General features: G+C 54.0%; 23 protein-coding genes and 1 tRNA gene. 14 read left to right on the top strand and 10 right to left on the bottom strand.

All coding sequences use genetic code 11. From position 1 onward, the window contains the following. Window positions 1-525 (bottom strand): superoxide dismutase family protein, encoded by a 525-nt coding sequence (gene sodC, locus AC1RKC_RS02580; protein ID WP_020826685.1) that lies wholly within the window; start codon window positions 523-525, stop codon window positions 1-3. A 240-nt stretch (window positions 526-765) separates the two neighbouring features. Between sodC and AC1RKC_RS02585 the strand changes: the two genes are divergently transcribed. Beyond that, window positions 766-2,613, top strand: a complete 1,848-nt coding sequence (locus tag AC1RKC_RS02585; RefSeq protein ID WP_046373690.1) for a polyurethane esterase — start codon at window positions 766-768, stop codon at window positions 2,611-2,613. A 58-nt stretch (window positions 2,614-2,671) separates the two neighbouring features. Here AC1RKC_RS02585 and AC1RKC_RS02590 read toward each other — a convergent pair whose 3' ends face one another. From AC1RKC_RS02590 to AC1RKC_RS02600, 3 genes are all read right to left on the bottom strand, one after another. After that, window positions 2,672-3,568 carry an aldo/keto reductase gene (locus tag AC1RKC_RS02590; protein ID WP_020826683.1) on the bottom strand — a complete coding sequence of 299 codons (897 nt, stop codon included), beginning with the start codon at window positions 3,566-3,568 and terminating at the stop codon, window positions 2,672-2,674. A 99-nt stretch (window positions 3,569-3,667) separates the two neighbouring features. Next, a complete protein-coding gene (locus AC1RKC_RS02595) occupies window positions 3,668-3,907 on the bottom strand; it encodes a DUF1289 domain-containing protein (protein ID WP_046373691.1) in 240 nt (79 codons plus the stop codon). A gap of 21 nt (window positions 3,908-3,928) precedes the next feature. Beyond that, window positions 3,929-4,858 (bottom strand): LysR substrate-binding domain-containing protein, encoded by a 930-nt coding sequence (locus AC1RKC_RS02600; RefSeq protein WP_493092152.1) that lies wholly within the window; start codon window positions 4,856-4,858, stop codon window positions 3,929-3,931. A gap of 141 nt (window positions 4,859-4,999) precedes the next feature. Between AC1RKC_RS02600 and AC1RKC_RS02605 the strand changes: the two genes are divergently transcribed. The 4 genes from AC1RKC_RS02605 (at window position 5,000) to AC1RKC_RS02620 (ending at window position 9,339) form a co-directional block, all read left to right on the top strand. After that, window positions 5,000-5,641: an NAD(P)-dependent oxidoreductase gene (locus AC1RKC_RS02605; RefSeq protein WP_493092151.1), complete on the top strand. Its 642-nt coding sequence runs from the start codon at window positions 5,000-5,002 to the stop codon at window positions 5,639-5,641. Window positions 5,642-5,792: 151 nt separating this feature from the next. Next, complete coding sequence (gene eptA, locus AC1RKC_RS02610; protein WP_201895323.1) at window positions 5,793-7,430, top strand: phosphoethanolamine transferase EptA; 1,638 nt, start codon at window positions 5,793-5,795, stop codon at window positions 7,428-7,430. Window positions 7,431-7,533: 103 nt separating this feature from the next. Next, complete coding sequence (locus AC1RKC_RS02615; protein WP_020826678.1) at window positions 7,534-8,154, top strand: TetR/AcrR family transcriptional regulator; 621 nt, start codon at window positions 7,534-7,536, stop codon at window positions 8,152-8,154. 87 nt (window positions 8,155-8,241) lie between these two features. Beyond that, window positions 8,242-9,339 (top strand): alkene reductase, encoded by a 1,098-nt coding sequence (locus tag AC1RKC_RS02620; RefSeq protein WP_122079121.1) that lies wholly within the window; start codon window positions 8,242-8,244, stop codon window positions 9,337-9,339. Window positions 9,340-9,419: 80 nt separating this feature from the next. Here the strand turns inward: AC1RKC_RS02620 and idi are convergent, their stop codons facing one another. After that, entirely contained in the window at window positions 9,420-9,959 is a 540-nt protein-coding gene (gene idi / locus AC1RKC_RS02625; protein ID WP_020826676.1) for an isopentenyl-diphosphate Delta-isomerase, read from the bottom strand. Between the two features lie 325 nt (window positions 9,960-10,284). Here idi and gloA point away from each other — a divergent pair, with 325 nt between their 5' ends. Both gloA and rnt read left to right on the top strand, forming a co-directional pair. Continuing rightward, entirely contained in the window at window positions 10,285-10,692 is a 408-nt protein-coding gene (gene gloA, locus AC1RKC_RS02630) for a lactoylglutathione lyase (protein ID WP_041414525.1), read from the top strand. A gap of 79 nt (window positions 10,693-10,771) precedes the next feature. Beyond that, window positions 10,772-11,452 (top strand): ribonuclease T, encoded by a 681-nt coding sequence (gene rnt, locus AC1RKC_RS02635; protein ID WP_020826674.1) that lies wholly within the window; start codon window positions 10,772-10,774, stop codon window positions 11,450-11,452. A 70-nt stretch (window positions 11,453-11,522) separates the two neighbouring features. On the opposite strand, the gene AC1RKC_RS02640 is transcribed toward rnt, so the two are convergent. Further along, window positions 11,523-11,870: a Grx4 family monothiol glutaredoxin gene (locus tag AC1RKC_RS02640; protein WP_020826673.1), complete on the bottom strand. Its 348-nt coding sequence runs from the start codon at window positions 11,868-11,870 to the stop codon at window positions 11,523-11,525. Window positions 11,871-12,285: 415 nt separating this feature from the next. Between AC1RKC_RS02640 and AC1RKC_RS02645 the strand changes: the two genes are divergently transcribed. Next, the gene (locus AC1RKC_RS02645; protein ID WP_020826672.1) at window positions 12,286-13,104 is read left to right on the top strand and encodes a C40 family peptidase; all 819 of its coding nucleotides are present in this window, start codon (window positions 12,286-12,288) and stop codon (window positions 13,102-13,104) included. Window positions 13,105-13,298: 194 nt separating this feature from the next. After that, the gene (sodB, locus tag AC1RKC_RS02650; RefSeq protein ID WP_174574128.1) at window positions 13,299-13,877 is read left to right on the top strand and encodes a superoxide dismutase [Fe]; all 579 of its coding nucleotides are present in this window, start codon (window positions 13,299-13,301) and stop codon (window positions 13,875-13,877) included. Between the two features lie 54 nt (window positions 13,878-13,931). Here the strand turns inward: sodB and cydH are convergent, their stop codons facing one another. Beyond that, window positions 13,932-14,021, bottom strand: a complete 90-nt coding sequence (gene cydH, locus AC1RKC_RS02655; RefSeq protein ID WP_020826670.1) for a cytochrome bd-I oxidase subunit CydH — start codon at window positions 14,019-14,021, stop codon at window positions 13,932-13,934. Window positions 14,022-14,344: 323 nt separating this feature from the next. On the opposite strand from cydH, the gene purR reads away from it, so the two are divergent. Continuing rightward, the gene (purR, locus tag AC1RKC_RS02660) at window positions 14,345-15,370 is read left to right on the top strand and encodes an HTH-type transcriptional repressor PurR (protein WP_020826669.1); all 1,026 of its coding nucleotides are present in this window, start codon (window positions 14,345-14,347) and stop codon (window positions 15,368-15,370) included. 34 nt (window positions 15,371-15,404) lie between these two features. Here purR and punR read toward each other — a convergent pair whose 3' ends face one another. Continuing rightward, the gene (gene punR / locus AC1RKC_RS02665) at window positions 15,405-16,313 is read right to left on the bottom strand and encodes a DNA-binding transcriptional activator PunR (RefSeq protein ID WP_122079117.1); all 909 of its coding nucleotides are present in this window, start codon (window positions 16,311-16,313) and stop codon (window positions 15,405-15,407) included. Window positions 16,314-16,437: 124 nt separating this feature from the next. Here punR and punC point away from each other — a divergent pair, with 124 nt between their 5' ends. Both punC and cfa read left to right on the top strand, forming a co-directional pair. After that, window positions 16,438-17,649 carry a purine nucleoside transporter PunC gene (gene punC / locus AC1RKC_RS02670; RefSeq protein ID WP_020826667.1) on the top strand — a complete coding sequence of 404 codons (1,212 nt, stop codon included), beginning with the start codon at window positions 16,438-16,440 and terminating at the stop codon, window positions 17,647-17,649. A 340-nt stretch (window positions 17,650-17,989) separates the two neighbouring features. After that, window positions 17,990-19,141 (top strand): cyclopropane fatty acyl phospholipid synthase, encoded by a 1,152-nt coding sequence (gene cfa, locus AC1RKC_RS02675; RefSeq protein WP_493092150.1) that lies wholly within the window; start codon window positions 17,990-17,992, stop codon window positions 19,139-19,141. 65 nt (window positions 19,142-19,206) lie between these two features. Here the strand turns inward: cfa and AC1RKC_RS02680 are convergent, their stop codons facing one another. Both AC1RKC_RS02680 and AC1RKC_RS02685 read right to left on the bottom strand, forming a co-directional pair. Further along, entirely contained in the window at window positions 19,207-19,503 is a 297-nt protein-coding gene (locus AC1RKC_RS02680) for an I78 family peptidase inhibitor (protein ID WP_493092149.1), read from the bottom strand. Between the two features lie 29 nt (window positions 19,504-19,532). Next, entirely contained in the window at window positions 19,533-20,183 is a 651-nt protein-coding gene (locus AC1RKC_RS02685; protein WP_020826664.1) for a riboflavin synthase, read from the bottom strand. Window positions 20,184-20,425: 242 nt separating this feature from the next. On the opposite strand from AC1RKC_RS02685, the gene AC1RKC_RS02690 reads away from it, so the two are divergent. Both AC1RKC_RS02690 and AC1RKC_RS02695 read left to right on the top strand, forming a co-directional pair. Further along, window positions 20,426-21,802 carry an MATE family efflux transporter gene (locus AC1RKC_RS02690; RefSeq protein WP_493092148.1) on the top strand — a complete coding sequence of 459 codons (1,377 nt, stop codon included), beginning with the start codon at window positions 20,426-20,428 and terminating at the stop codon, window positions 21,800-21,802. A gap of 189 nt (window positions 21,803-21,991) precedes the next feature. Then, window positions 21,992-22,065 (top strand) — tRNA-Val (locus tag AC1RKC_RS02695). The last annotated feature ends 2 nt before the right edge of the window (window positions 22,066-22,067 follow it).

The raw sequence follows: 22,067 nt of genomic DNA on the forward strand, positions 1-22,067 counted from the left end.
TTATGACTTAATCACGCCGCAGGCGAAGCGTTCGCCTCCGCCACCCAGCGGTTTGGGATGATCGGAGTGATTATCACCACCGGCGTGCACCATCAGTGCCTTGCCGCTGATTTCGCTGATTTTTTTCAGCCGAGGCGCCAGCACCGGGTAGCTGGCCATGCCGTCGTCGGTCACGTAAATGGCCGGCAAGTCCCCCAAATGACCGTCGGCGTATGGCCCAAGGTGCTTACCGGTTTTTTGTGGATCAAGATGTCCGCCGGCCGCCAACGCCGCGACGGCCTTGCCGTCCTTCATTCCCGGTTCGCAACTGCCCTTCTCATGAACGTGAAAACCGTGCACGCCGGCCGGCAAGGCTTTGAGCTGTGGCGTAAACAACAAACCATAAGGCGTTTCGCTGATCGTCACCTTGCCAATATCCTGACCAATTCCCTGTCCGGTCACCAGATTCATGTCAACATCCACCGTCGCCGCCTGAGCAACGCCGCAGGCCATCAAACCAAAGGCCGCATACCAATAGTGTTTCATCAATCAATCTCCTTGAAGTCTCTGTGAGTGTTCAGTATAGGGGAAGCTGCCGCGTCACCGCACAAAACACGCACAATTTTGGCGATCAAATTCGCATTCTTAATAATTACTACTAATAATAATTCTACCGATGTCGGTCCTCTGACCAGACGCCGTGCGGCATACTCATTTCATTGCGACTCGCTGCAATAGCTATTCAAAGATTAACCCGGCAACGCAGCTAATTCATAAGGAACTGATATGGGAATCTTTAATTATCAAGGCCTCGATGAGGCGAAGTCCAAAGCGTTATTTACCGATGCCATGGCAATTTCCACCTACGCCTATCACAATATCGATAATGGTTTTGATGAAGGCTATCATAATACCGGCTTCGGGCTGGGCCTGCCCTTTACCCTGGTCACCGCGTTGATAGGCAGCTCTCAATCACAGGGCGGATTACCCGGTATTCCCTGGAACCCTGACTCGGAAAAGGCGGCGCTGGCGGCGGTAAATAACGCCGGCTGGTCATTGATTAGCGCAGATCAATTAGGCTATCAGGGCAAAACGGACGCTCGTGGCACCTATTACGGTGAAACTCTGGGCTATACCACTGCACAGGCCGAAGTACTGGGAAAATACGACAGCGAGGGTAATCTCACCGGCATCGGCATTGCTTTTCGCGGCACCAGCGGCCCGCGTGAATCGTTAATCACCGATACCATCGGCGATCTGGTCAATGACCTGCTGGCCGGTTTCGGCCCCAGTGGTTATGCCGATAATTACAGCCTGAAAGCCTTCGGCACCCTGCTGGGGGATGTGGCCAAGTTCGCCCAGTCTCACGGGCTGAGTGGGGATGACATTACCATCAGTGGTCACAGCCTCGGCGGCCTGGCCGTGAACAGCATGGCGGCGCTCAGCGACGGCAATTGGGGTGGCTTCTACGCGCAGTCCAACTATGTCGCCTTCGCTTCTCCTACCCAATACGAAACCGGCGATAAAGTCATTAATATCGGCTACGAAAACGATCCGGTATTCCGCGCGTTGGATGGCACGACGCGCACTTCAGCAACGCTGGGCGTGCATGACGCACCACAAGAGTCCGCTACCAATAACATCGTTAATTTCAACGACCACTATGCCTCCACCGCCTGGAATATTCTGCCCTTCTCTATCCTCAATGTGCCAACCTGGTTATCTCACCTGCCGTTCTTTTATCAGGACGGATTGATGCGGGTATTGAATTCAGAGTTCTACTCGCTGACCAGCAAAGATTCGACGGTGATTGTCTCCAATCTTTCTGACGTTACCCGCGGCAATACCTGGGTGGAAGACCTCAACCGTAACGCCGAGCAACACAGCGGCCCAACCTTTATTGTCGGCAGTGACGGCAATGACCTTATCAAGGGCGGCGCGGGAAATGATTATCTCGAGGGCCGCGCCGGCAATGACACCTTCCGTGACGATGGGGGTTTTAATATTATTTCCGGCGGTGAAGGCCATAACACCCTGGATTTGCAACATGCATTGAAAAATACCGAGGTCGCGTACGACGGCAATACGCTCTATTTGCGCGATGCTGACGGTGGCATCACTCTGGCTAACTCGATTGGCACGCTGAAAAGCAAAGAGTCGTCACTGCTGATTTTCACCAAAGAGGTTGATCATCAGGTGACCGACAACGGATTACTTTCCACCAAGGGGTTGACCGCCTACGCCAGTTCGGCGAACGGTACCGCGACCGATGACGTTCTGACCGCCAAGGATTCCGGCTCCTGGCTATTCGGTCTGGAGGGAAATGACCAGCTGTTTGGCGGCAAAGGCAATGACGTGTTCGTCGGAGGCGCGGGTAACGACGTTATGCACAGCCAGGGCGGCAACAATACCTTCCTGTTCAGCGGCGACTTCGGTCAGGATCTGATTTACGGCTATCAGGCCCGAGACAAGCTGGTATTTATCGGTACCGACGGCAGCAGTACGGGCGGTAATTTCCGTGATTTTGCTTCCGAGGTGAACGACAATCTGGTGTTTAATTTTGGCGGCAATACGGTCACTTTAGTCGGGGTCGGGTTCGATAGCCTGTCGGACGGCCAGGTGGTACTGGCCTGAACACCGGGACATTAACGTTAAAAACGGGCGGCCGAGGCTGCCCGTTTTATTGTGCCGCTTAAGGTACGTCGTAACCCAGCGCCGCTTTGCGGATGCGGAACCACTGTTGACGATCCAGCGTCAATTGCTGCGCCTTCAATGCAGAACGCACGCGTTCAATCTTGCCTGAGCCGATAATCGGCAACGGTGCCGACGGCAGACGCATCACCCAGGCGTACACCACCTGCTCGATAGTCTCGGCCCCTATTTCCTGCGCCACCGCCTGCAACTCATCACGCAGCGGCTGGAACTCGGCGTCGCTGAACAGGCGGCCGCCCCCCAGACAAGACCAGGCCATCGGCTTGATGCGTAATTGCTGGCACTGATCCAGCGATCCATCCAGGATACTCGGCTGATGAATCGGTGAAATCTCCAGTTGATTGGTCACCAGCGAGAATGGCAGCCGCGATTGCAGCAACGTAAATTGCGCCGGTGTGAAGTTGGAAACGCCGAAGTGACGCACTTTGCCACTTTGGTGCAGAGACACAAAGGCCTCAGCGACCTCATCGGCATCCATCAGCGGATCCGGACGGTGGATCAACAACAGGTCAAGATAGTCGGTATGCAGATGCGCCAACGAACGTTCCGCGCTATAAACGATATGCTCGCGGTCGGTGATGTAATGGCCGATGGCGTTGCCCGGTTTGGCCGTAGTGGCGATACCGCATTTGGACACCAACTCCATCGACTGGCGCAATGACGGCTTCAGCCGCATCGCTTCGCCAAAAGCCTGTTCGCAGGCATAGCCACCGTAAATATCCGCGTGATCGGCAGTGGTCACGCCCAGCTCGATATGCTGCTCAATGAACGCCAACAGCTGTTGCGGCGACATGCCCCACTCCATCAAACGCCAGTATCCGCAAATCATGCGGGAAAATTCAGGCCCCTGCGGCGCGAGTTGAATACGGTTTTCCATTATTGAAACCTCATGACAGTGTTTGATGCCAGCATACACAAGCGGGTAACGACGTGGAAAGGGGAAAGCCGCGCTAACGTGCGGCGGATCGGGTACCGGTCAAAATAGCGACGGCTGTTCGGGTTGCGGCTCATCGGGCTGTTTATTGGCTCGCTGCAGGCGCAGGAAGCGTTGGTGACACAGGCGCAGCACATCCCTTTTTTGCGCATCGCTCATTTGCATCCAGCCAAAGCGTTCTTCGCGGCTGCGCAGGCAGCCACGGCAAAAGCCTCGGTCATCGGCCTGGCAGATACCTCGGCACGGGCTGGGGATGTCAAAAAACTCAAGCTGCTGCGGCACGCGTCCTCCTGTTATCTCTTGCTAATTGAAGACGCCATCGGTGCCGCTGGCAAGTGACTTTTCGGTGTGGCGGCGAAAATAGTCGCGCAAGTAACGCAGCGCCTGGCGATTTTTCTCCGGCATCGCCCGCTCGAGCGTCATCGCATGCAGCCGTAACGGTGTCGGCCGCCATTCAGGCATCAGTTGGATTAACTCACCGCGTTGCAGCTCATCTTCTATTTCATACAGGGGTTGAATCGAGATCCCCAAACCATTGCGGGTGAAGGCGCGCATGACGGTCATGCTGTCGCTGACAATCTGCCCTTCCGCCAGACGCAATTTAAGCTGCTGGCCGCTCTGGTGATGCAAATCGAGATGCGCACCGCTGAAAGCCCCGGTGATCCATCGGTGTTGCACCAGGTCTTGTGGCGTCTCCGGCACGCCATGCTGGCTGAGATAGCGAGGAGCGGCACACAGCACCATCGGCCATTCGGCCAGCGGGTGGGCAATCATATTGGCGTCCGCCAGTTGACGATTAACCCGCAGCGCAATATCGATACGTTGATCAATCATATCGACAATCCGGTCGTCAGCCAGCACCTTCAGCGTCAGCTTGGGATGCGCCTGCAACAACGGCGCCATCGCCTCCGCTAACGGGCGACCACCGATACCGATGGTCGTCGCGATGCGCAATTCTCCCACCAGGGTATCGCGCAGTTCCGCCAGACGCTGTTCCGCCTGCTGTGCCTGAAACAACATCGCCTCACAACCGGGATAGAACGCCGCCCCCGCTTCGGTGAGCGCCAGGCGGCGTGTAGAACGGTGCAACAAGGGCACGCCAAGCGTTTTTTCCAGTGAGCGCAGGTGCTGGCTGACCGCTGACGGCGTCATTCCCAGTCGCCGGGCGGCTCCGGCTAGCGATCCTTCGGCCACCACGGTGGCGAATACCGCCATTCGATTCAGTTTATCCATGATTATGAAGTTTTACTTAATCAAGAAAGCATGAATATGGCACTAATCAACATCATTGTTAAGTACTACATTATCTATACCCGCTCAGGTCAATCTGAGCAGAAAGTTAATACTGACCCCTTTACTGACAGGAGCATAAAGATGAAAGTAGCCATTATTGGAGCAACAGGTTTTGTAGGCCGCCGCGTGCTGGATGAAGCTCTGGCACGTGGACTGCAAGTCACGGCGATTGCCCGTCAGCAAAAAGACCTGCCGGAAAACGCCAACCTGAGCATAGCGCTGGGCGACATCGCCGACACCGAATGGCTGGTGAAACAGCTGGCCGGTCAGGATGCGGTGATCAGCGCCTATAACCCAGGCTGGGCGGAAGACAACCTTTACGAAAAAACCAGCCGCGGCGCACAGCAGATCCTGGACGCGGTTAAAAAAGCCGGCGTTAAACGCCTGCTGGTGGTGGGCGGTGCTGGCAGTCTGGAAGTCGCGCCGGGCGTTGAATTGGTGGACACGCCGGAATTCCCGGAAAATATCCGTCCAGGCGCACAAGCGGTACGCGATTTACGCAACAAACTGCGTAACGAGACTTCGCTCGACTGGACCTATTTGTCGCCAGCTGCCCTTTTGGAACCTGGCAAACGCACCGGCCAGTTCCGCCTTGGCACCACCAAACTGTTGATGAATGGCCAGGCGCCAGCCGGTATCTCGGTGGAAGATCTGTCGGTCGCCATCATCGACGAAATTGAAAAACCGCAGTTTATCAAAGCGCAATTTACCGCCGCTTACTGATATCGCATCGCCAGACCATCCCCCGGTCTGGCGACCTTTTTTCTAAACCAAAACTAAACGACTTCGCCACCATTCTGAATCTCTAAGGTTTTCTTAAGTTTCATCCTGTAAATTTCAGCGCATTACTTAATAGCAGGACTTAGATTTGGCAATGTGGTTACGTCAACGCTTACAGTGCAACAGCCTGGGTTTTATCCTCGCCAGCGCCTTGTTCTTCACTCTGTTCCAGAATGCGTTATTCCTTCATAAGGCCTGGTCGTATATCAGCTTCGATAACGTCCACAGCGTTATTTTCGCCGCCACCATGCCGGTAGTGATTTTTTGCGCGTTGAATATCATCTTCAGCGTGCTGACCGTGCCCTTCCTGCGTAAACCGCTGATGATTTTCTTCCTGCTCGGCAGCGCGGCCGCCAACTACTTTATGTTCAGCTATGGCGTGGTCATCGACGGCAATATGATGCAGAACGCCTTCGAGACCAACCCGCAGGAGGCCACGGCCCTGCTGACACCCCGCATGGGGCTGTGGCTGGTGTTGCTCGGTATTCTTCCGGCGGTGGCGGTCTGCTTTACCGATATCCGAAAAACTCGCCCCTGGTGGTACATGGCCGGGCTGCGAGCCGCCAACGTGATGCTTTCCGTGGTGGTGATCCTGATTATCGCCGCGCTGTTTTATAAGGACTACGCTTCGCTGATCCGCAATAACAAAAGCGTAGTGAAAATGCTGACGCCTTCTAACTTCGTCGCCGGCACCATCAAGTTTACCCAGCAACGCTACTTCACCCGTAACCTGCCGCTGGTGAAAATTGGTGAAGATGCTCGCAAAGGGCCGCTGATAGCCTCACAGCAAAAGAAAACCCTGGTGATCCTGGTGGTGGGCGAAACGGCGCGCGCCGAGAATTTCTCGCTCGGGGGCTACGGCCGCGAAACCAACCCGCGCCTGAAACAAGACAATGTGACCTATTTTAAAAACGCCAGCTCGTGTGGCACTGAAACCGCCATATCCGTCCCCTGCATGTTCTCCAACATGCCGCGCAAGGATTACGATGCGACTCTGGCTACGCATCAGGAAGGTGTACTAGACGTACTGGCTCATGCCGGTGTTAACGTGCTGTGGCGTGAAAATGACGGCGGCTGCAAAGGCGCCTGCGATCGCGTACCACACGTAGACATGACCAAGCTGAAACTGCCGCAGGATTGCGACGGCGATGTATGCATGGATAATGTATTGCTGTACAAACTGAACGACTACATCAACAGCCTGAAAGACGACGGTGTGATCGTACTGCATCAGATGGGCAGCCACGGGCCGGCCTATTACCGCCGCAGTACGCCAGAGTTCCAGAAGTTCTCGCCGACCTGCGACAGCAATCAGATCCAGGATTGCACCCACGAGCAGTTGGTTAATACCTATGACAATTCGCTGCTTTATACCGACGCCATGCTGGACGACACCATCAAACTGCTGCAGCAGTACAGCGGGAAATTCAATACGGCGCTGGTGTACCTTTCCGACCACGGTGAATCATTGGGTGAAAACGGTATGTACCTGCACGGTACGCCCTATGTCTTCGCTCCAAGCCAGCAGACCCATGTTCCCTTCCTGATGTGGATGTCTGCAGACTATGAGCGCAACTTCAAGATCGATCGCCAGTGCCTGAACAATATGGCGGAAAAGGACGAAGTCTCGCAAGACAACCTGTTCCATACCCTGCTCGGTATGATGAACGTGCAAACTCGCGAGTATCAATCGCAGTTGGATATTCTGCAACGCTGCCGCAGCGGTTCATAACCGCTTAACATCTTCATCCCGCTCGGGCAAAATACCGCTCATCGCAACCGGCGTTCTTACGCCGGTTTTTTTATTGCTATTGACCTAGACCGATTGGTCTATTATGCTGACAGCCATTATGACTAAACATGCGCATTGCCCGACAGACACCCGTGAACATTTGCTCGCTACCGGCGAGACGCTAAGCCTGCGCCTTGGTTTTACCGGCATGGGGCTGAGTGAACTGCTGAATACGGCCGGGGTGCCGAAAGGCTCGTTCTACCACTACTTCCGTTCGAAAGAAGCCTTTGGTGAAGCGATGCTGCAACGTTATTTCGAGCATTATGATGGGCAAATGAAACAGCTGTTTGCCGACGATAAAAGCGATGCGCGCCACCAGCTGCTGAGCTATTACGCCCAGGCAATCAGCTATCACTGCCGCAGCGAATGCCACAATGCCTGTCTGGCGGTGAAGCTTTCCGCCGAGGTGAGTGATCTGTCAGAACCGATGCGTCATGCATTGGAAACGGGAACCGCCCGGGTGATTGCTCACCTGCAGGACGCGATTGAACGCGGTATCCGCGAAGGCGCCTTGTCGATTGCCATGAGCCCGGCAGCAACGGCAGAAACACTGTATTCACTGTGGCTTGGCGCTTCGCTGCGTGCCAAAATCCGCCGCTCGGTCGCGCCGTTGACCAGCGCGCTGGAAAGTATTGAATTGCTGTTGCGTCCGCCGCAACCTTAAACAAAACACCCTGGCTTTACGAAACTTGCCCTGTGGGGCAGTTTTATTACATTACTAGTCGACCGGTCTATTAATATAGGATGCACTATGAAGATTGAAAAGTTGTTCTCCCCGTTGAAGGTTGGCGCTGTCACCCTGCCAAACCGCGTGTTTATGGCCCCACTGACGCGGCTGCGCAGCATTGAGCCCGGCGATATCCCTACTCCGTTAATGGGCGAATATTATGCTCAACGCGCCAGTGCCGGCCTGATCGTCACTGAAGCCACTCAGATTTCTTTCCAGGCGAAAGGCTATGCCGGCGCTCCGGGGCTGCACACTCCTGAGCAGATCGCCGCGTGGAAAAAAATCACCCAGGCTGTACACGATAAGAATGGCCATATCGCCGTTCAACTGTGGCACGTGGGCCGTATTTCCCACAACAGCCTGCAACCGGGCCAGCAGGCACCGGTGGCCCCTTCTGCGATCAATGCCGACACCCGCACCACCGTGCGTGACGAAACCGGCGCCTGGGTACGAGTGCCGACCTCTACCCCACGAGCGCTGGAAACCGACGAGATCCCGGGGATCATCAACGATTTCCGTCAGGCCACCGCCAACGCACGTGAAGCCGGCTTTGATTTTATCGAGCTGCATGCAGCGCACGGCTATCTGCTGCACCAGTTTATGTCGCCAGCGTCTAACCAACGTACCGACCAATACGGCGGCAGCATCGAAAACCGCACTCGCCTGACGTTGGAAGTGGTTGACGCGAGCATCGCCGAATGGGGTTCAGAACACATTGGCATCCGTATTTCACCGCTGGGTCCGTTCAACGGCCTGGATAACGGGGAAGATCAGGAAGAAGCGGCGCTGTATCTGGTGGAAGAGCTGAACAAGCGCAATATCGCTTATCTGCACATTTCCGAACCCGACTGGGCCGGCGGCAAGCCTTATTCCGACGCCTTCCGTGACTCGGTACGCGCCCACTTTAAAGGCGTCATCGTCGGTGCCGGCGCTTATACCGCCGAGAAAGCAGAAGAGCTGATCAATAAAGGCTTTATCGATGCAGTGGCCTTCGGCCGCAGCTATATCGCCAACCCGGATCTGGTAGAGCGCTTCAAGCAGAATGCTGCGTTGAACGAGCCGCAGCCTGCCACCTTCTATGGCGGCGGTGCAGAGGGTTATACTGACTACCCGACGCTGTAATAACGCGGAATACCAGATAAGAAAGCCCGCCGGTATGCGAATGCCGGCGGGCTTTTGTCGTTTTTCGGTTCAGGGGCAATTTAACGGGGAACCAACTTTCCCCAACGTTCGATCTCAGCGGCGTCGATATTGTTCATTATGGTGCGGAACCAAACGGTAAATTTATCAGGATCGTTTTTTATCTCCTGGGCTAATTGCCGAATATCGACCCACAACCAGCTGTGGGCCTCTTCGGGATCCTCTTGCGGTTCACCGTCAAACAAGCCCACGTAAATATGATCGAATTCGTGCTCAATTAAATCGCCTGGCACTTCCGCGCGGTAGGTAAAACTCGATACCTGCAGTAGCTCAGTGCAAAAGCCCATCTCTTCCTGCAACCGCCGCTGTGCGGCTGCCTGCGTCGCCTCTCCCCAGCGCGGGTGACCACAGCACGTGTTGGTCCACAACCCGGCAGAATGGTATTTACCGTAAGCCCGCTGTTGCAGCAGCAGTCTGCCCTGGCTATTAAATATAAAAATTGAAAACGCCCGGTGCAGTAATCCCTGCTGGTGCACCAGCGTTTTGGTTTGCGACCCCACGGAATTATCTTCGGCGTCCACCAGAATCAGCATTTCATCCATTAATGATCTCCTTCGGCAGTAGCCATCATTCCACACGGGTAAAAACAAAAAAGCATATTAACCAGATCCAAATGTATAAATTGAGGCCATTCACCCTGAGTCTGTATCGCTATCCGACCCTGCTGTTCCTTGCGAGGGGTATAGTACCTATTTCCATCAACCATAGGGCACATACTGTGCGATTGCCATTGATAAGGTGACAATGTCACTGAAGCTCTGCCGCTCCCGCCCCGGCATACATTGAAATCCCTTATGCGGCAACGCTATACTGAATTTCGCTTCAATCCATCCGCCATTGGCAACGGCACATCCAATCAGAGGAATTATGCGCTTACTCCATACCATGATCCGCGTCGGTGACCTGCAACGTTCCATCGACTTTTATACCAAGGTATTAGGCATGCGCTTGCTGCGTACCAGCGAGAACCCGGAATACAAATACTCGCTGGCGTTTGTAGGCTATACCGATGAAAGCGAAGGTGCGGTGATTGAACTGACCTATAACTGGGGCACCGACAGCTACGAAATGGGCAGCGCGTTTGGCCATTTGGCGCTGGGCGTCGACGATGTCGCTGCAACCTGTGACAGCATCCGTAACGCCGGCGGCAAGGTTACTCGCGAAGCCGGCCCGGTAAAAGGTGGCACCACGGTGATCGCCTTCGTTGAAGACCCGGACGGTTACAAGATCGAACTGATCGAGAACAAACATGCTGGGCATGGTCTGGGCCACTGAGGTCGATTAAGGGCGCTTCCTGCGCCCTTATTTTTATCTGCGTGATAACCGCCTGCAACCGGGCGCAAAATTTGCCATAATGCGCGCTGCATTCGATGAAGATAAGAAACTGATGGCCGAAAAAAGTGATCTTAACGCCCTGAGTGGCCGTTTTCGTGGGTTTTACCCCGTAGTCATAGACATAGAAACTGCCGGATTTAATGCCAAAACCGACGCGCTGCTGGAAATTGCCGCCGTTACGTTAAAAATGGATGAAAACGGCTGGTTGCAGCAGGACGAGACCCTGCACTTCCACGTGGAGCCTTTTGAAGGTGCCAACCTGCAGCCGGAAGCGCTGGCCTTTAACGGCATAGACCCAAGTAACCCATTGCGCGGTGCGGTCAGTGAGCACGATGCGTTGCACGCTATTTTTAAAGCCGTGCGCAAGGGCATTAAGGATCGTGGCTGCAACCGGGCAATCATTGTGGCGCACAATGCCAATTTTGATCACAGCTTCCTGATGGCCGCCGCAGAGCGCGCCAGCCTGAAACGTAACCCCTTCCATCCATTCGCCACCTTTGATACTGCGGCGCTGAGTGGGCTGGTACTGGGGCAGACGGTGTTGGCCAAAGCCTGCATCGCCGCCAATATCCCGTTCGACAGTTCCCAGGCACATTCTGCCCTGTATGACACCGAGCAAACCGCGTTGCTGTTCTGTGAACTGGTCAACCGTTGGAAACGCTTGGGTGGCTGGCCACTGGCGGTCGAAAACACCGACTAAGACAAAAAAATCGGGCGGCCCAGTCTTCACTGGTGCCGCCCGATGGATCCCAACAATAAAACCGAGCCGATTATGGCTGCTGGTCTTCCTGCTGTTTGTACTTCTCTGCCGTTTCTTTGATCAGCTGCTGCAGTTCGCCGCGCTGATACATTTCGATGATGATATCGCAGCCGCCTACCAGCTCACCGTCGACCCACAGCTGTGGGAAGGTCGGCCAGTTGGCGTATTTCGGCAACTCGGCACGGATGTCCGGGTTCTGCAGAATATCAACGTAGGCAAAGCGTTCGCCACAGGCAGACAGCGCCTGCACGGCTTGCGCAGAGAAACCGCAGTTTGGCAATTTCGGTGAACCTTTCATGTACAGCAGAATCGGGTTCTCAGCGATCTGGTGCTGAATTTTTTCAATCGTCGTCGTCATTGTATTGCTTCCTCAAGCCAAGTCTTATGGCTACAACATGCATCACACCGGCCATTGTAGCGGCTGGAACAGTCGCAAGAAAACGCCATCTTTTGCAAGGGCATTTCCCCGTAGTCAGTCGCGTCTTACCGGCAAAGCCTTTCCGGTCAAAACATATGCGCAGAATAACATTTTTAATCTGGCCATTTCACTAATATATTTTGCCATCAAAATGCGCCGTTAAATAATCCCGCCGACGGTGATTGTCGCTTTTTTATACATCAACAGATTGATTTTTCAGCAAAAAAAATGCCATTAACGTTTTCTCACAATATGGATTATCATTTATGAGTTCTTCGCTGTTTTATATGGCGAAATTCGGGAATACTGTCCTTCTTTCGATATCTGTTCCGGGGCCAAGGTTGGTAACGTCGACATGCGTTTAATTCTTACGCTTTTTGTGCTGTTGTTTACACAGCTATTCTTCAATCTGGCGCATGCTGCGCCACAGGCGCGTATTGCCGCCGAGCAACGCAAAAGCCATGTCAACGAAGCCCGGCCAGATGACCGCAAGAAAAAGAAAGCGGTAAAAGCCAGCAAAAAAGCAAAAACCACCACCCCGCAGAAAACCGCCAAGGTTTCCAAAGCCAAAACGGAAAAAACCGCTAAAAAGATCGTCAGCGCCAAATCGAAAGGCAAAACTCAGAAAATAGCCAAAATCAAAGTTACCCCGCCGAAAAAGGGTTACAAAAAAGGCTATGGTCGCCACCGCGAAGCCGGGATGGCCACCGCAAAACTGGTGCGTGATGATAAACCGTTGAAGCTGACTCCAGCGCACAAAAAACGCTATCAGCACGCCAAGCAAACCGCGATGGCCAAGCTGATGGACCAAATGGGCAAGCCTTACCGCTGGGGCGGTACTTCACCAAGAACCGGTTTCGACTGCAGCGGCCTGATTTACTACGCGTATAAAGACGTGGTGAAAATCAAAATGCCGCGCACCGCCAACGAAATGTATCACCTGCGAGACGCCGCGCCGATCAAGAGAAGCGAACTGGAAAGCGGTGACCTGGTGTTCTTCCGCATTAATAACCGCGGCGTGGCAGACCATGTTGGCGTTTATCTGGGCAACGGCAAATTTATTCAGTCACCGCGTACCGGTGAAGAAATTCGGATCAGCCAACTCGACAATGACTACTGGCAAAACCATTACATCGGCGCCCGCCGTGTAGTAACACCGAAAACCATTCGATAATTTCTTTGGCGGCTGGCTTGCCCAGCCGCTCTCCCCTGACTGATTTTCCTGCTGTCCCTAAAGCACCCAATCCTTTAGCCCGCCCCCACTGTATTTCAGCGCGAAAATTGCTAAGCTAAATACCCACAATAAAAACAGGTCAATTTAAAGTCCGTTGCTTTAGCGGCGAGTTGACACTGTACAAGGAGGAAGCAATGTCGTTTGAACTGCCCGCACTACCTTATGAAAAAAATGCCCTCGAACCGCACATTTCGGCAGAAACCCTGGAATACCACTACGGCAAGCATCACAACGCCTATGTGGTCAACCTGAACAATTTGCTGAAAGGCAGCGAGTTTGAAGGATTATCCCTTGAGGCAATCATCAAGGCTTCCAGCGGCGGCATCTTCAACAATGCGGCCCAGGTATGGAATCACACCTTCTATTGGCACTGCCTGTCACCTCAGGGCGGTGGAGAGCCTCAGGGCAAATTGGCTGCCGCGATCAACCAGGCTTTTGGTTCTTTCACCGCCTTCCGGGAACTATTCAGCGACGCCGCGGTGAAAAACTTTGGCGCAGGCTGGACCTGGTTAGTGAAAAAGCCGGATGGCTCGCTGGCGATTGTTAATACGTCGAATGCGGCCACGCCGTTGACAGGTGAAGACAAACCGTTACTGACCGTCGACGTTTGGGAACACGCCTACTACATCGATTATCGCAACGCACGACCGGCCTACCTGGAAAACTTCTGGGCGCTGGTTAACTGGGCATTTGTGGAGGAAAATCTGGCGTAACGCGGGGAAAATACAACCAGGCGTAGCGAACTGCGCCTGGTTGACTGAAGAGTATCAGTTCAATGCTGCGGTGAAGCTAAAAGCGATAATCACAGCCAGCGCACCCAGGGTGGTGAACAGTGACATTTTCAAATCGGTATCCATTACAACTCCTTTTCAGATTGGGTTTCCCAAGGGTAAAAGGCACACAATTAATGTGTTAAACCATTTTCCCACAGTTGGCCGATAAAATCTTGTTATCATTTCCCAGTTTATAATACCGATTACCTCTTCCCCTTTTGCTCAATATGGGACAAAATTCGCAGTTCACAACTGTGTACCGGCAAAATGCCCCTCCTGACCAAGCGCTGACGACTTCAACACACTAAAAACTCAGTTTTCGCTTCTTTGGAGAAGGATCTACGCAGGCAAACGATTAACATCACACTTACATACTGCAACATGTGAGTTCAGGAGTCATTCTTTACATGGCAACGATTAAAGATGTGGCCAAACGCGCTGGCGTTTCCACCACCACCGTTTCGCACGTCATCAATAAGACTCGTTTCGTCGCCGAAGAAACAAAAGCGGCCGTTGGCGCCGCGATCAAAGAGCTGCACTATTCACCCAGCGCCGTGGCGCGCAGCCTCAAGGTCAATCACACCAAATCTATTGGTCTGCTGGCCACATCGAGCGAAGCACCTTACTTTGCCGAAGTGATCGAGGCGGTGGAAAACAGCTGCTACAGCAAAGGCTATACGCTGATCCTGTGCAACTCACATAACAATCTGGACAAACAACGCGCCTATCTGGCGATGTTGGCGCAAAAGCGCGTCGATGGCCTGTTAGTCATGTGTTCGGAATACCCGGACCAACTGCTCGGCATGCTGGAAGATTATCGCAATATCCCGATGGTCGTCATGGATTGGGGCGCCGCACGCGGTGACTTTACCGACACCATTATCGATAACGCCTTTGAAGGCGGCTATCTGGCCGGGCGTTACCTGATTGAACGCGGCCACCGCGATATCGGGGCCATTCCGGGTCAACTGGCGCGTAATACCGGTGGCGGACGCCATCAGGGTTTTTTAAAAGCCATGGAAGAAGCCAATATCGACGTGCGTGAAGAGTGGATTGTTCAGGGCGACTTTGAGCCGGAATCTGGTTACAAGGCCATGCATCAGATACTGTCGCAGAAACAACGTCCTACCGCAGTCTTCTGCGGTGGCGATATCATGGCCATGGGTGCGATCTGCGCCGCCGATGAACTTGGCCTGCGCGTACCACAAGACATATCGGTGATTGGCTACGATAACGTGCGAAACGCCCGCTACTTTACCCCGGCACTGACCACCATTCATCAGCCCAAAGAGCGTTTGGGCGAGATGGCCTTCACCATGCTGCTGGATCGCATCATCAGCAAGCGTGAAGAGTCGCAGGTGATTGAGGTTCATCCCAAGCTGGTTGAGCGCCGTTCGGTCGCTGACGGTCCGTTCATCGATTATCGCCGCTAATTATCTGCGCCGGAAACTCTCACGGTTTCCGGCGTCATTCTTCGCTTAGCCACTCCTGATTCAAGGTTTCACTGTCTCCCAGATAATCCAGCAACCAGGCCATAGCCGGTGACGGCGTATTTTGCTGCCAGGTCAGGCAACAAGGACTGGCGGGAAATGGCTGTTGCAACTGTAGCGCCACCAACTCCCCGCGCTGCACCAAAGGCAATACCTGATGCGCGGGCATCATACCAACGCACAACCCGGCACACAGGCAGTCCACCGCAGAAGCCCAGTCCGGCACCACCAGGCGGCGCTGGTTGTCCAACGTCCAGGTCACGCGCTTGGGCAGGTTGCGCGAGGTATCTTCCAGGCACAGCGACGGAAAAGGCCGAAGTTGATCGTCGTTCAACAGCCCCTCTATCGCGGCCAGCGGGTGATGCGGACTGGCCACGCACAACCAACGCATATCTCCCATATCGCGAAAGGCGAAACCGCCGCCCACCGGCACCGCCCTTGTGGCGCCGATCGCCATATCGGCACGACCGTCCACCAGCGCATCCCATACGCCATTAAACACCTCCGGCTGAACCAGCAATTCGACGTCGGGGAAATGGCGGTAAAAATCCAGCACCAATTGGCGACTGCGTTGGGGTTTAACGATGATATCCACCGCTATTTTCAATTGGCCCCGCCAGCCGTTAGCGACCTGTTGGCACTGTCGGCGCGTGTCGAGCATTTTTTTGATGACACCACGCGCTTCCTGAATAAACAGCACGCCCGCCGGTGTCAGTTCCACGTCGCGATGACGGCGCTCAAACAGCGGTACCGCCAGCCATTGCTCCAACTGCCGCACCGTATAACTTACCGCCGACGGTACCCGATGCAGCTCCTGCGCCGCTGCGCTGAAACTGCCGGTGCGGGCCACCGCATCGACGACATCCAGGGAATATTCAGACCACATAGCTCTTGCCTTCAATTTTTTTAACAGCACCTCGCAAATATTACCGTTTCACAAGCAGAGATCCAGCCGGATACACTTGCCGGCGCTAAAAACCTGCGACAATAAAATATTAACGAGAAATACCATGCGAAATTCCTTTGGTTTTATGTTCTACCTTGCCGGCCTGAGCATGCTGGGATACCTGGCCACCGATATGTACCTGCCCGCCTTCGGCATGATGCAGCAAGATCTGCAGATTTCTGCCGGGGCAATCAGCGCCAGCCTGAGCATCTTCCTGGCCGGGTTTGCCTTTGCACAACTGCTGTGGGGCCCGCTTTCCGATCGCCTCGGCCGTAAACCGGTGTTGCTGATCGGTCTGGCGCTCTTTGCCCTCGGCTGCCTTGGCATGCTGTGGGTGCAAAATGCCGTGCAACTTTGGTCGCTGCGCTTTATCCAGGCGATTGGGGTTTGCTCCGCTGCCGTTACCTGGCAGGCCTTGGTAATTGACCGCTATCGCGAAGGCAAGGCTAACCGCGTGTTCGCGACCATTATGCCGCTGGTAGCCCTTTCACCGGCGCTGGCGCCGTTGGTGGGTGCCTGGTTGCTGAACCACATGGGCTGGCGCGCCATTTTCGCCGTGTTGCTGGGCATTACCGTGCTTCTGCTATTGCCGACGCTGCTGCTGAAAGAAAGCGCCAAAACCGTGCCTTCCGACGACAATAAGAAAAGCGCGCTCAGTTTCTTCCAACTATTAAAGTCACGCATCTTCAGTGGCAACGTTATGATCTTTGCCGCCTGTTCTGCCGGCTTCTTCGCGTGGCTGACAGGTTCACCGTTTATTCTTGGTGATATGGGTTATAGCCCGAACGACATCGGTCTGAGCTATGTGCCGCAGACGCTGGCGTTCTTATTAGGGGGCTATGGCTGTCGTACCGCATTGAACCGCATGAATGGCAACACCTTGTTGCCTTGGCTGCTGGTAGTTTATGGCGTCAGTATGGTTGCATTATATCTGGTTGCCACCCTGACTCAGCCCACGCTCACTACGTTGTTAATTCCGTTCTGCGTGATGGCGTTGGTCAACGGAGCCATTTACCCTATCGTGGTAGCCAATGCGTTGACCCCGTTCCCGGAGGGCACCGGTAAAGCTGCCGCCTTGCAAAACACCCTGCAATTAGGCCTGTGTTTTGTCGCCAGCATGCTGGTTTCGGCCTTTATCGCCCAGCCTCTGTTGGCAACGGTCACGGTAATGGTGTCGACGGTGGTATTGGCCGCGTTGGGCTATCTGATGCAACGGAGAAAGGTAATGGACGATCGACAGGCGACGCGTCAGGAACATGCTAACTCCGCGTCATAATTGCCAGTATTAATAATCACTTAAAGAATATTTTTGCCGAGTGCGATTTACAGTTGAGTAAGCGCCTCGGCAAGCCTATACTCAAAAACGACCTTTAAAAATAACACTTTTATAATTTCTTTATCACTAGCAACTGTTGTGTACGCGTATGGCGTCACAGTTTTTTAAGGATTGTCTTTCCCGCGTTTCTTGCGCTGGAACCTTCTTAAAATTTTCCTCTGTTCATAGTCGGATATCAGACGCCACGGGATTCTTACCGTAGGTAAACGTATGCACCCGCAGAATTTGTCTAAGCTATTTTTTGACGGGTCATAAGTCAGAAGAAGGTGATGGAGAAGCTATGAGTTCATCGTGTATAGAAGATGTGAGCATCCAGGACAACCAATGGTACCGTATCGCTCATGAAATGCTCAGCATGGCCGGTATTGAAATAAACGGCTCGCGCCCTTTCGATATTCAGGTTAAAAATCCTAATTTTTTTAAACGTGTGCTGCAGGAGGGTTCTCTCGGCCTGGGCGAAAGCTATATGGACGGCTGGTGGGAATGCGAACGGCTGGATATATTCTTTCATCACGTGGTCCGCGCCGGTCTGGAAAAGAAATTGCCCCGCCACCTCAAAGATACCCTGCGAATTGCCGCCGCGCGATTAACCAATCTGCAATCGAAGAAACGCGCCTGGATAGTCGGCAAAGAACATTACGATCTGGGGAACGATCTCTTTACCCTGATGCTGGATCCTTATATGCAGTATTCCTGCGCCTACTGGAAAGAGGCGACCACGCTGGAAGAAGCGCAGGAAGCCAAATTACGGATGATTTGCGAAAAGCTGCAGCTGCAGCCGGGTATGAATTTGCTGGATATCGGCTGTGGCTGGGGCGGGCTTTCTGCCTATGCGGCGAAAAACTATGGCGTTTCGGTGGTGGGCGTGACCATTTCTGCCGAGCAGCAAAAGCTGGCACAGGAGCGCTGTGCCGGGCTGGACGTCGAGATCCTGCTGCAGGATTACCGTGATTTGCATCTGCAATTTGACCGTATTGTTTCCGTCGGTATGTTTGAGCACGTCGGTCCGAAAAATTACCGCACCTACTTCAACGTGGTGGAACGTAATTTAAAACCGGGCGGCCTATTCCTGCTACATACCATTGGTTCGAATCGGACAGATATGAATGTTGACCCGTGGATCAACAAATATATCTTCCCGAATGGCTGCCTGCCGTCAGTTACCCATATTGCCCAGGCCAGCGAAGGGCATTTTGTGATGGAAGATTGGCACAATATTGGCGCTGACTACGATCGCACCTTGATGGCGTGGTACGAAAGATTCAAACAGGCATGGCCGCAGTTGGCCCAACGTTATTCGGATCGTTTCGAACGCATGTTCAGTTATTACCTGAACGCCTGCGCTGGAGCATTTCGCGCCCGTGACATTCAACTCTGGCAGGTCGTCTTCAGCCCGAAAGGCGTAGAAGGCGGTATCCGCGTGACGCGCTAAATACGCACAATAAAAAACCCCGGCCAATTAACCGGGGTTATTCTTATACATGACCTGCAAAAGCATCAGCCGCAATAAACACGGATGATTTTATCCTCGCTGTCGCCCAGGAAATTCAGGCGGCGCAGGTTGAAGTCCATCGTGACCGCTGAGTTATACGGAATCGCACGTACCTGCGACTCAATTCGTACGCCTTCCAGCGAAGACATCGGTTTACCGACATAATTCTGGTATTGCGCCGCACCACAGGTGTCGCTATCGGCATCCACTGTCGGGTTGGCTGTGCCCTGGTCCGGCGAACTGCTACAAGCACTCAGCGCCAGCAGCGCCGTTAACATCAACGTTTTCCCATAAAACTTCACGCGATTGCTCCTCTCTGGTGGGTCGTTTGTCAGATCTTCTGCGCCAGCGCGCTCGCTGCCGCCATTGCCGCCTCGCGGCTTGCCAACACCCGTTCAACGGTGTCTACCACCGCCTGCGTTTGCGGGTCGATCTCAATATTCACCTTATCACCCAGGCGTTTTTTGCCCAGCGTGGTACGTTCAAGCGTTTCAGGGATCAGATGCACGCAAAAACGATTATTTACCACTTCTCCGATGGTCAGGCTAATTCCGTCAATACCAATAAAACCTTTGTGCAGAACATATTTCATCAGTTCCGCATTCGGCATACGTAACCATACCTGACGATTATTCTCGGAGGTATAAATCTTGGCAACTTCCGCCGTGCAGATAATATGGCCGGACATCAGGTGACCGCCAATCTCATCATTAAACTTGGCCGCCCTTTCGATGTTAACCACATCGCCCAACGCCAGTTCACCAAGGTTGGTCAGGCGCAGCGTTTCTTTGATCAAATCAAAACTGACGCGGTTACCTTCTACCGCGGTGACGGTCAGGCAGCAGCCGTTATGCGCCACAGACGCACCGAGCTCCAATCCAGGTAGCAGCTCGGTAGGCATTTCTATGACGTGGGTACGGAAGTTGGATTTTTCATCAATGGCGACCAGCGGCGCGGTGCCTTGTACGATACCGGTGAACATGTGAGCCTCTTCTTTCTGAAAATGTTTAAAGCGCTTGGGGCAGTTTGCCCCAGTTGGCGAGGAAAACCAAACCCGTGGCGACAAAAAGTCTGTGCCTGCGCATTTAATAACTATTTCATCACAGCATTTGCTTAACCTCGCCGAGCGGGTACAATCTTTTTGACAAAATTCCGCTATTTTTAATTGTTGTCCTTTCGCGACGACCCTCCCCTCCATCATAAATAAATAGAAAAGGTGTATGCGTGCAGAAGTACTTCATTGAAGCGCGTAGTTTATTGGCCCTCGCAATCCCGGTAATCATCGCGCAAATATCACAAACCGCAATGGGTGTGGTAGACACCATTATGGCCGGTGCGTACAGCGCCACAGATATGGCGGCGGTTGCCGTCGGTACCTCTATTTGGCTGCCAGCCATTTTGTTCGGGCACGGCCTGTTGTTGGCGTTGACACCGGTCATCGCCCAGCTGAACGGCGCGGGCCGACGAGATCGCATTGCTCATCAGGTGCGTCAGGGCTTCTGGCTGGCGGGGGCGGTCTCGTTGCTGGTGATTATCGTGCTGTATAACAGCAAGTTCGTCATCGACTTGATGCACAATATCGACCCGCAATTGGCGGATAAAGCCGTGGGCTATCTGCACGCCATCATGTGGGGCGCGCCGGGCTATCTGTTCTTCCAGGTACTGCGCGGCCAATGCGAAGGGCTGTCGAAAACCAAGCCGGGCATGGTGATTGGCTTCCTCGGCCTGCTGGTGAATATCCCGATCAACTACATCTTTATCTACGGTAAATTCGGCATGCCGGAATTGGGTGGCGTAGGTTGCGGCGTGGCAACCGGCAGCGTTTACTGGTTTATGTTCCTGGCGATGCGTTGGTACGTGAAGCGCGCCCCGTCGCAGCGCGATATTTTGCCGCACGAAGGCAGCAGCCCGCGGCCCGACTGGGCGGCAATAAAACGCCTGTTCGGCATCGGTCTGCCGGTCGCGCTGGCGCTGTTCTTCGAGGTCACGCTGTTCGCCGTCGTCGCTCTGCTGGTCTCTCCATTGGGCATCGTTTCGGTGGCCGGGCATCAGATTGCCCTGAACTTCAGCGCGCTGATGTTCGTGTTGCCTATGTCGTTGGGCGTCAGCGCGACTATTCGCGTTGGCTATCGATTGGGTGAAGGATCGGTCGAAGGCGCGCGGATTGCCGCTTATTCGGCTATCGGGGTCGGTATTCTGATGGCCTGCTGCACCGCGCTGTTTACCGCCACCTTCCGCGAACAAATCGCCCTGCTGTACAACGACAGCCCGGCGGTAGTGGCCATGGCGTCGCAGCTGATGCTGTTGGCAGCTATTTACCAGATCTCCGATTCTATTCAGGTAATTGGCAGCGGCGTTCTGCGGGGCTATAAAGATACCCGCTCGATCTTCTTCATCACCTTTATCGCCTATTGGGTGCTGGGTCTGCCGAGCGGGTATCTGTTGGCGTTGACCGACATTGTCGTCCCGGCGATGGGGCCTAGCGGCTTCTGGATTGGGTTTATTATCGGGCTGACCTTCGCCGCCATCATGATGGCCTTGCGTATGCGTTGGCTGCAAAAACAGCCTGCCACCCTGATCCTGCAGCGCTCTACCCGCTAACTATCACCACCGGTCGGTTACGCCGACCGGTGGCTTCAGCAGCATGGATTGCAGAAAAAACCGCCGCACTGCACACAAGCGCAGCAATCGCGTGAAATACCGGATAAAATTACGTTTTTCTCCTTGCCAGCGCGCGGGTAGCTCGTTAATATTCGTCCCCGCTGTCAGCCATGACAGACAGGAAAAGATGCGTCCGTAGCTCAGTTGGTTAGAGCACCACCTTGACATGGTGGGGGTCGGTGGTTCGAGTCCACTCGGACGCACC

Source organism: Serratia sp. GW822-FHT06E05 (assembly GCF_058799445.1).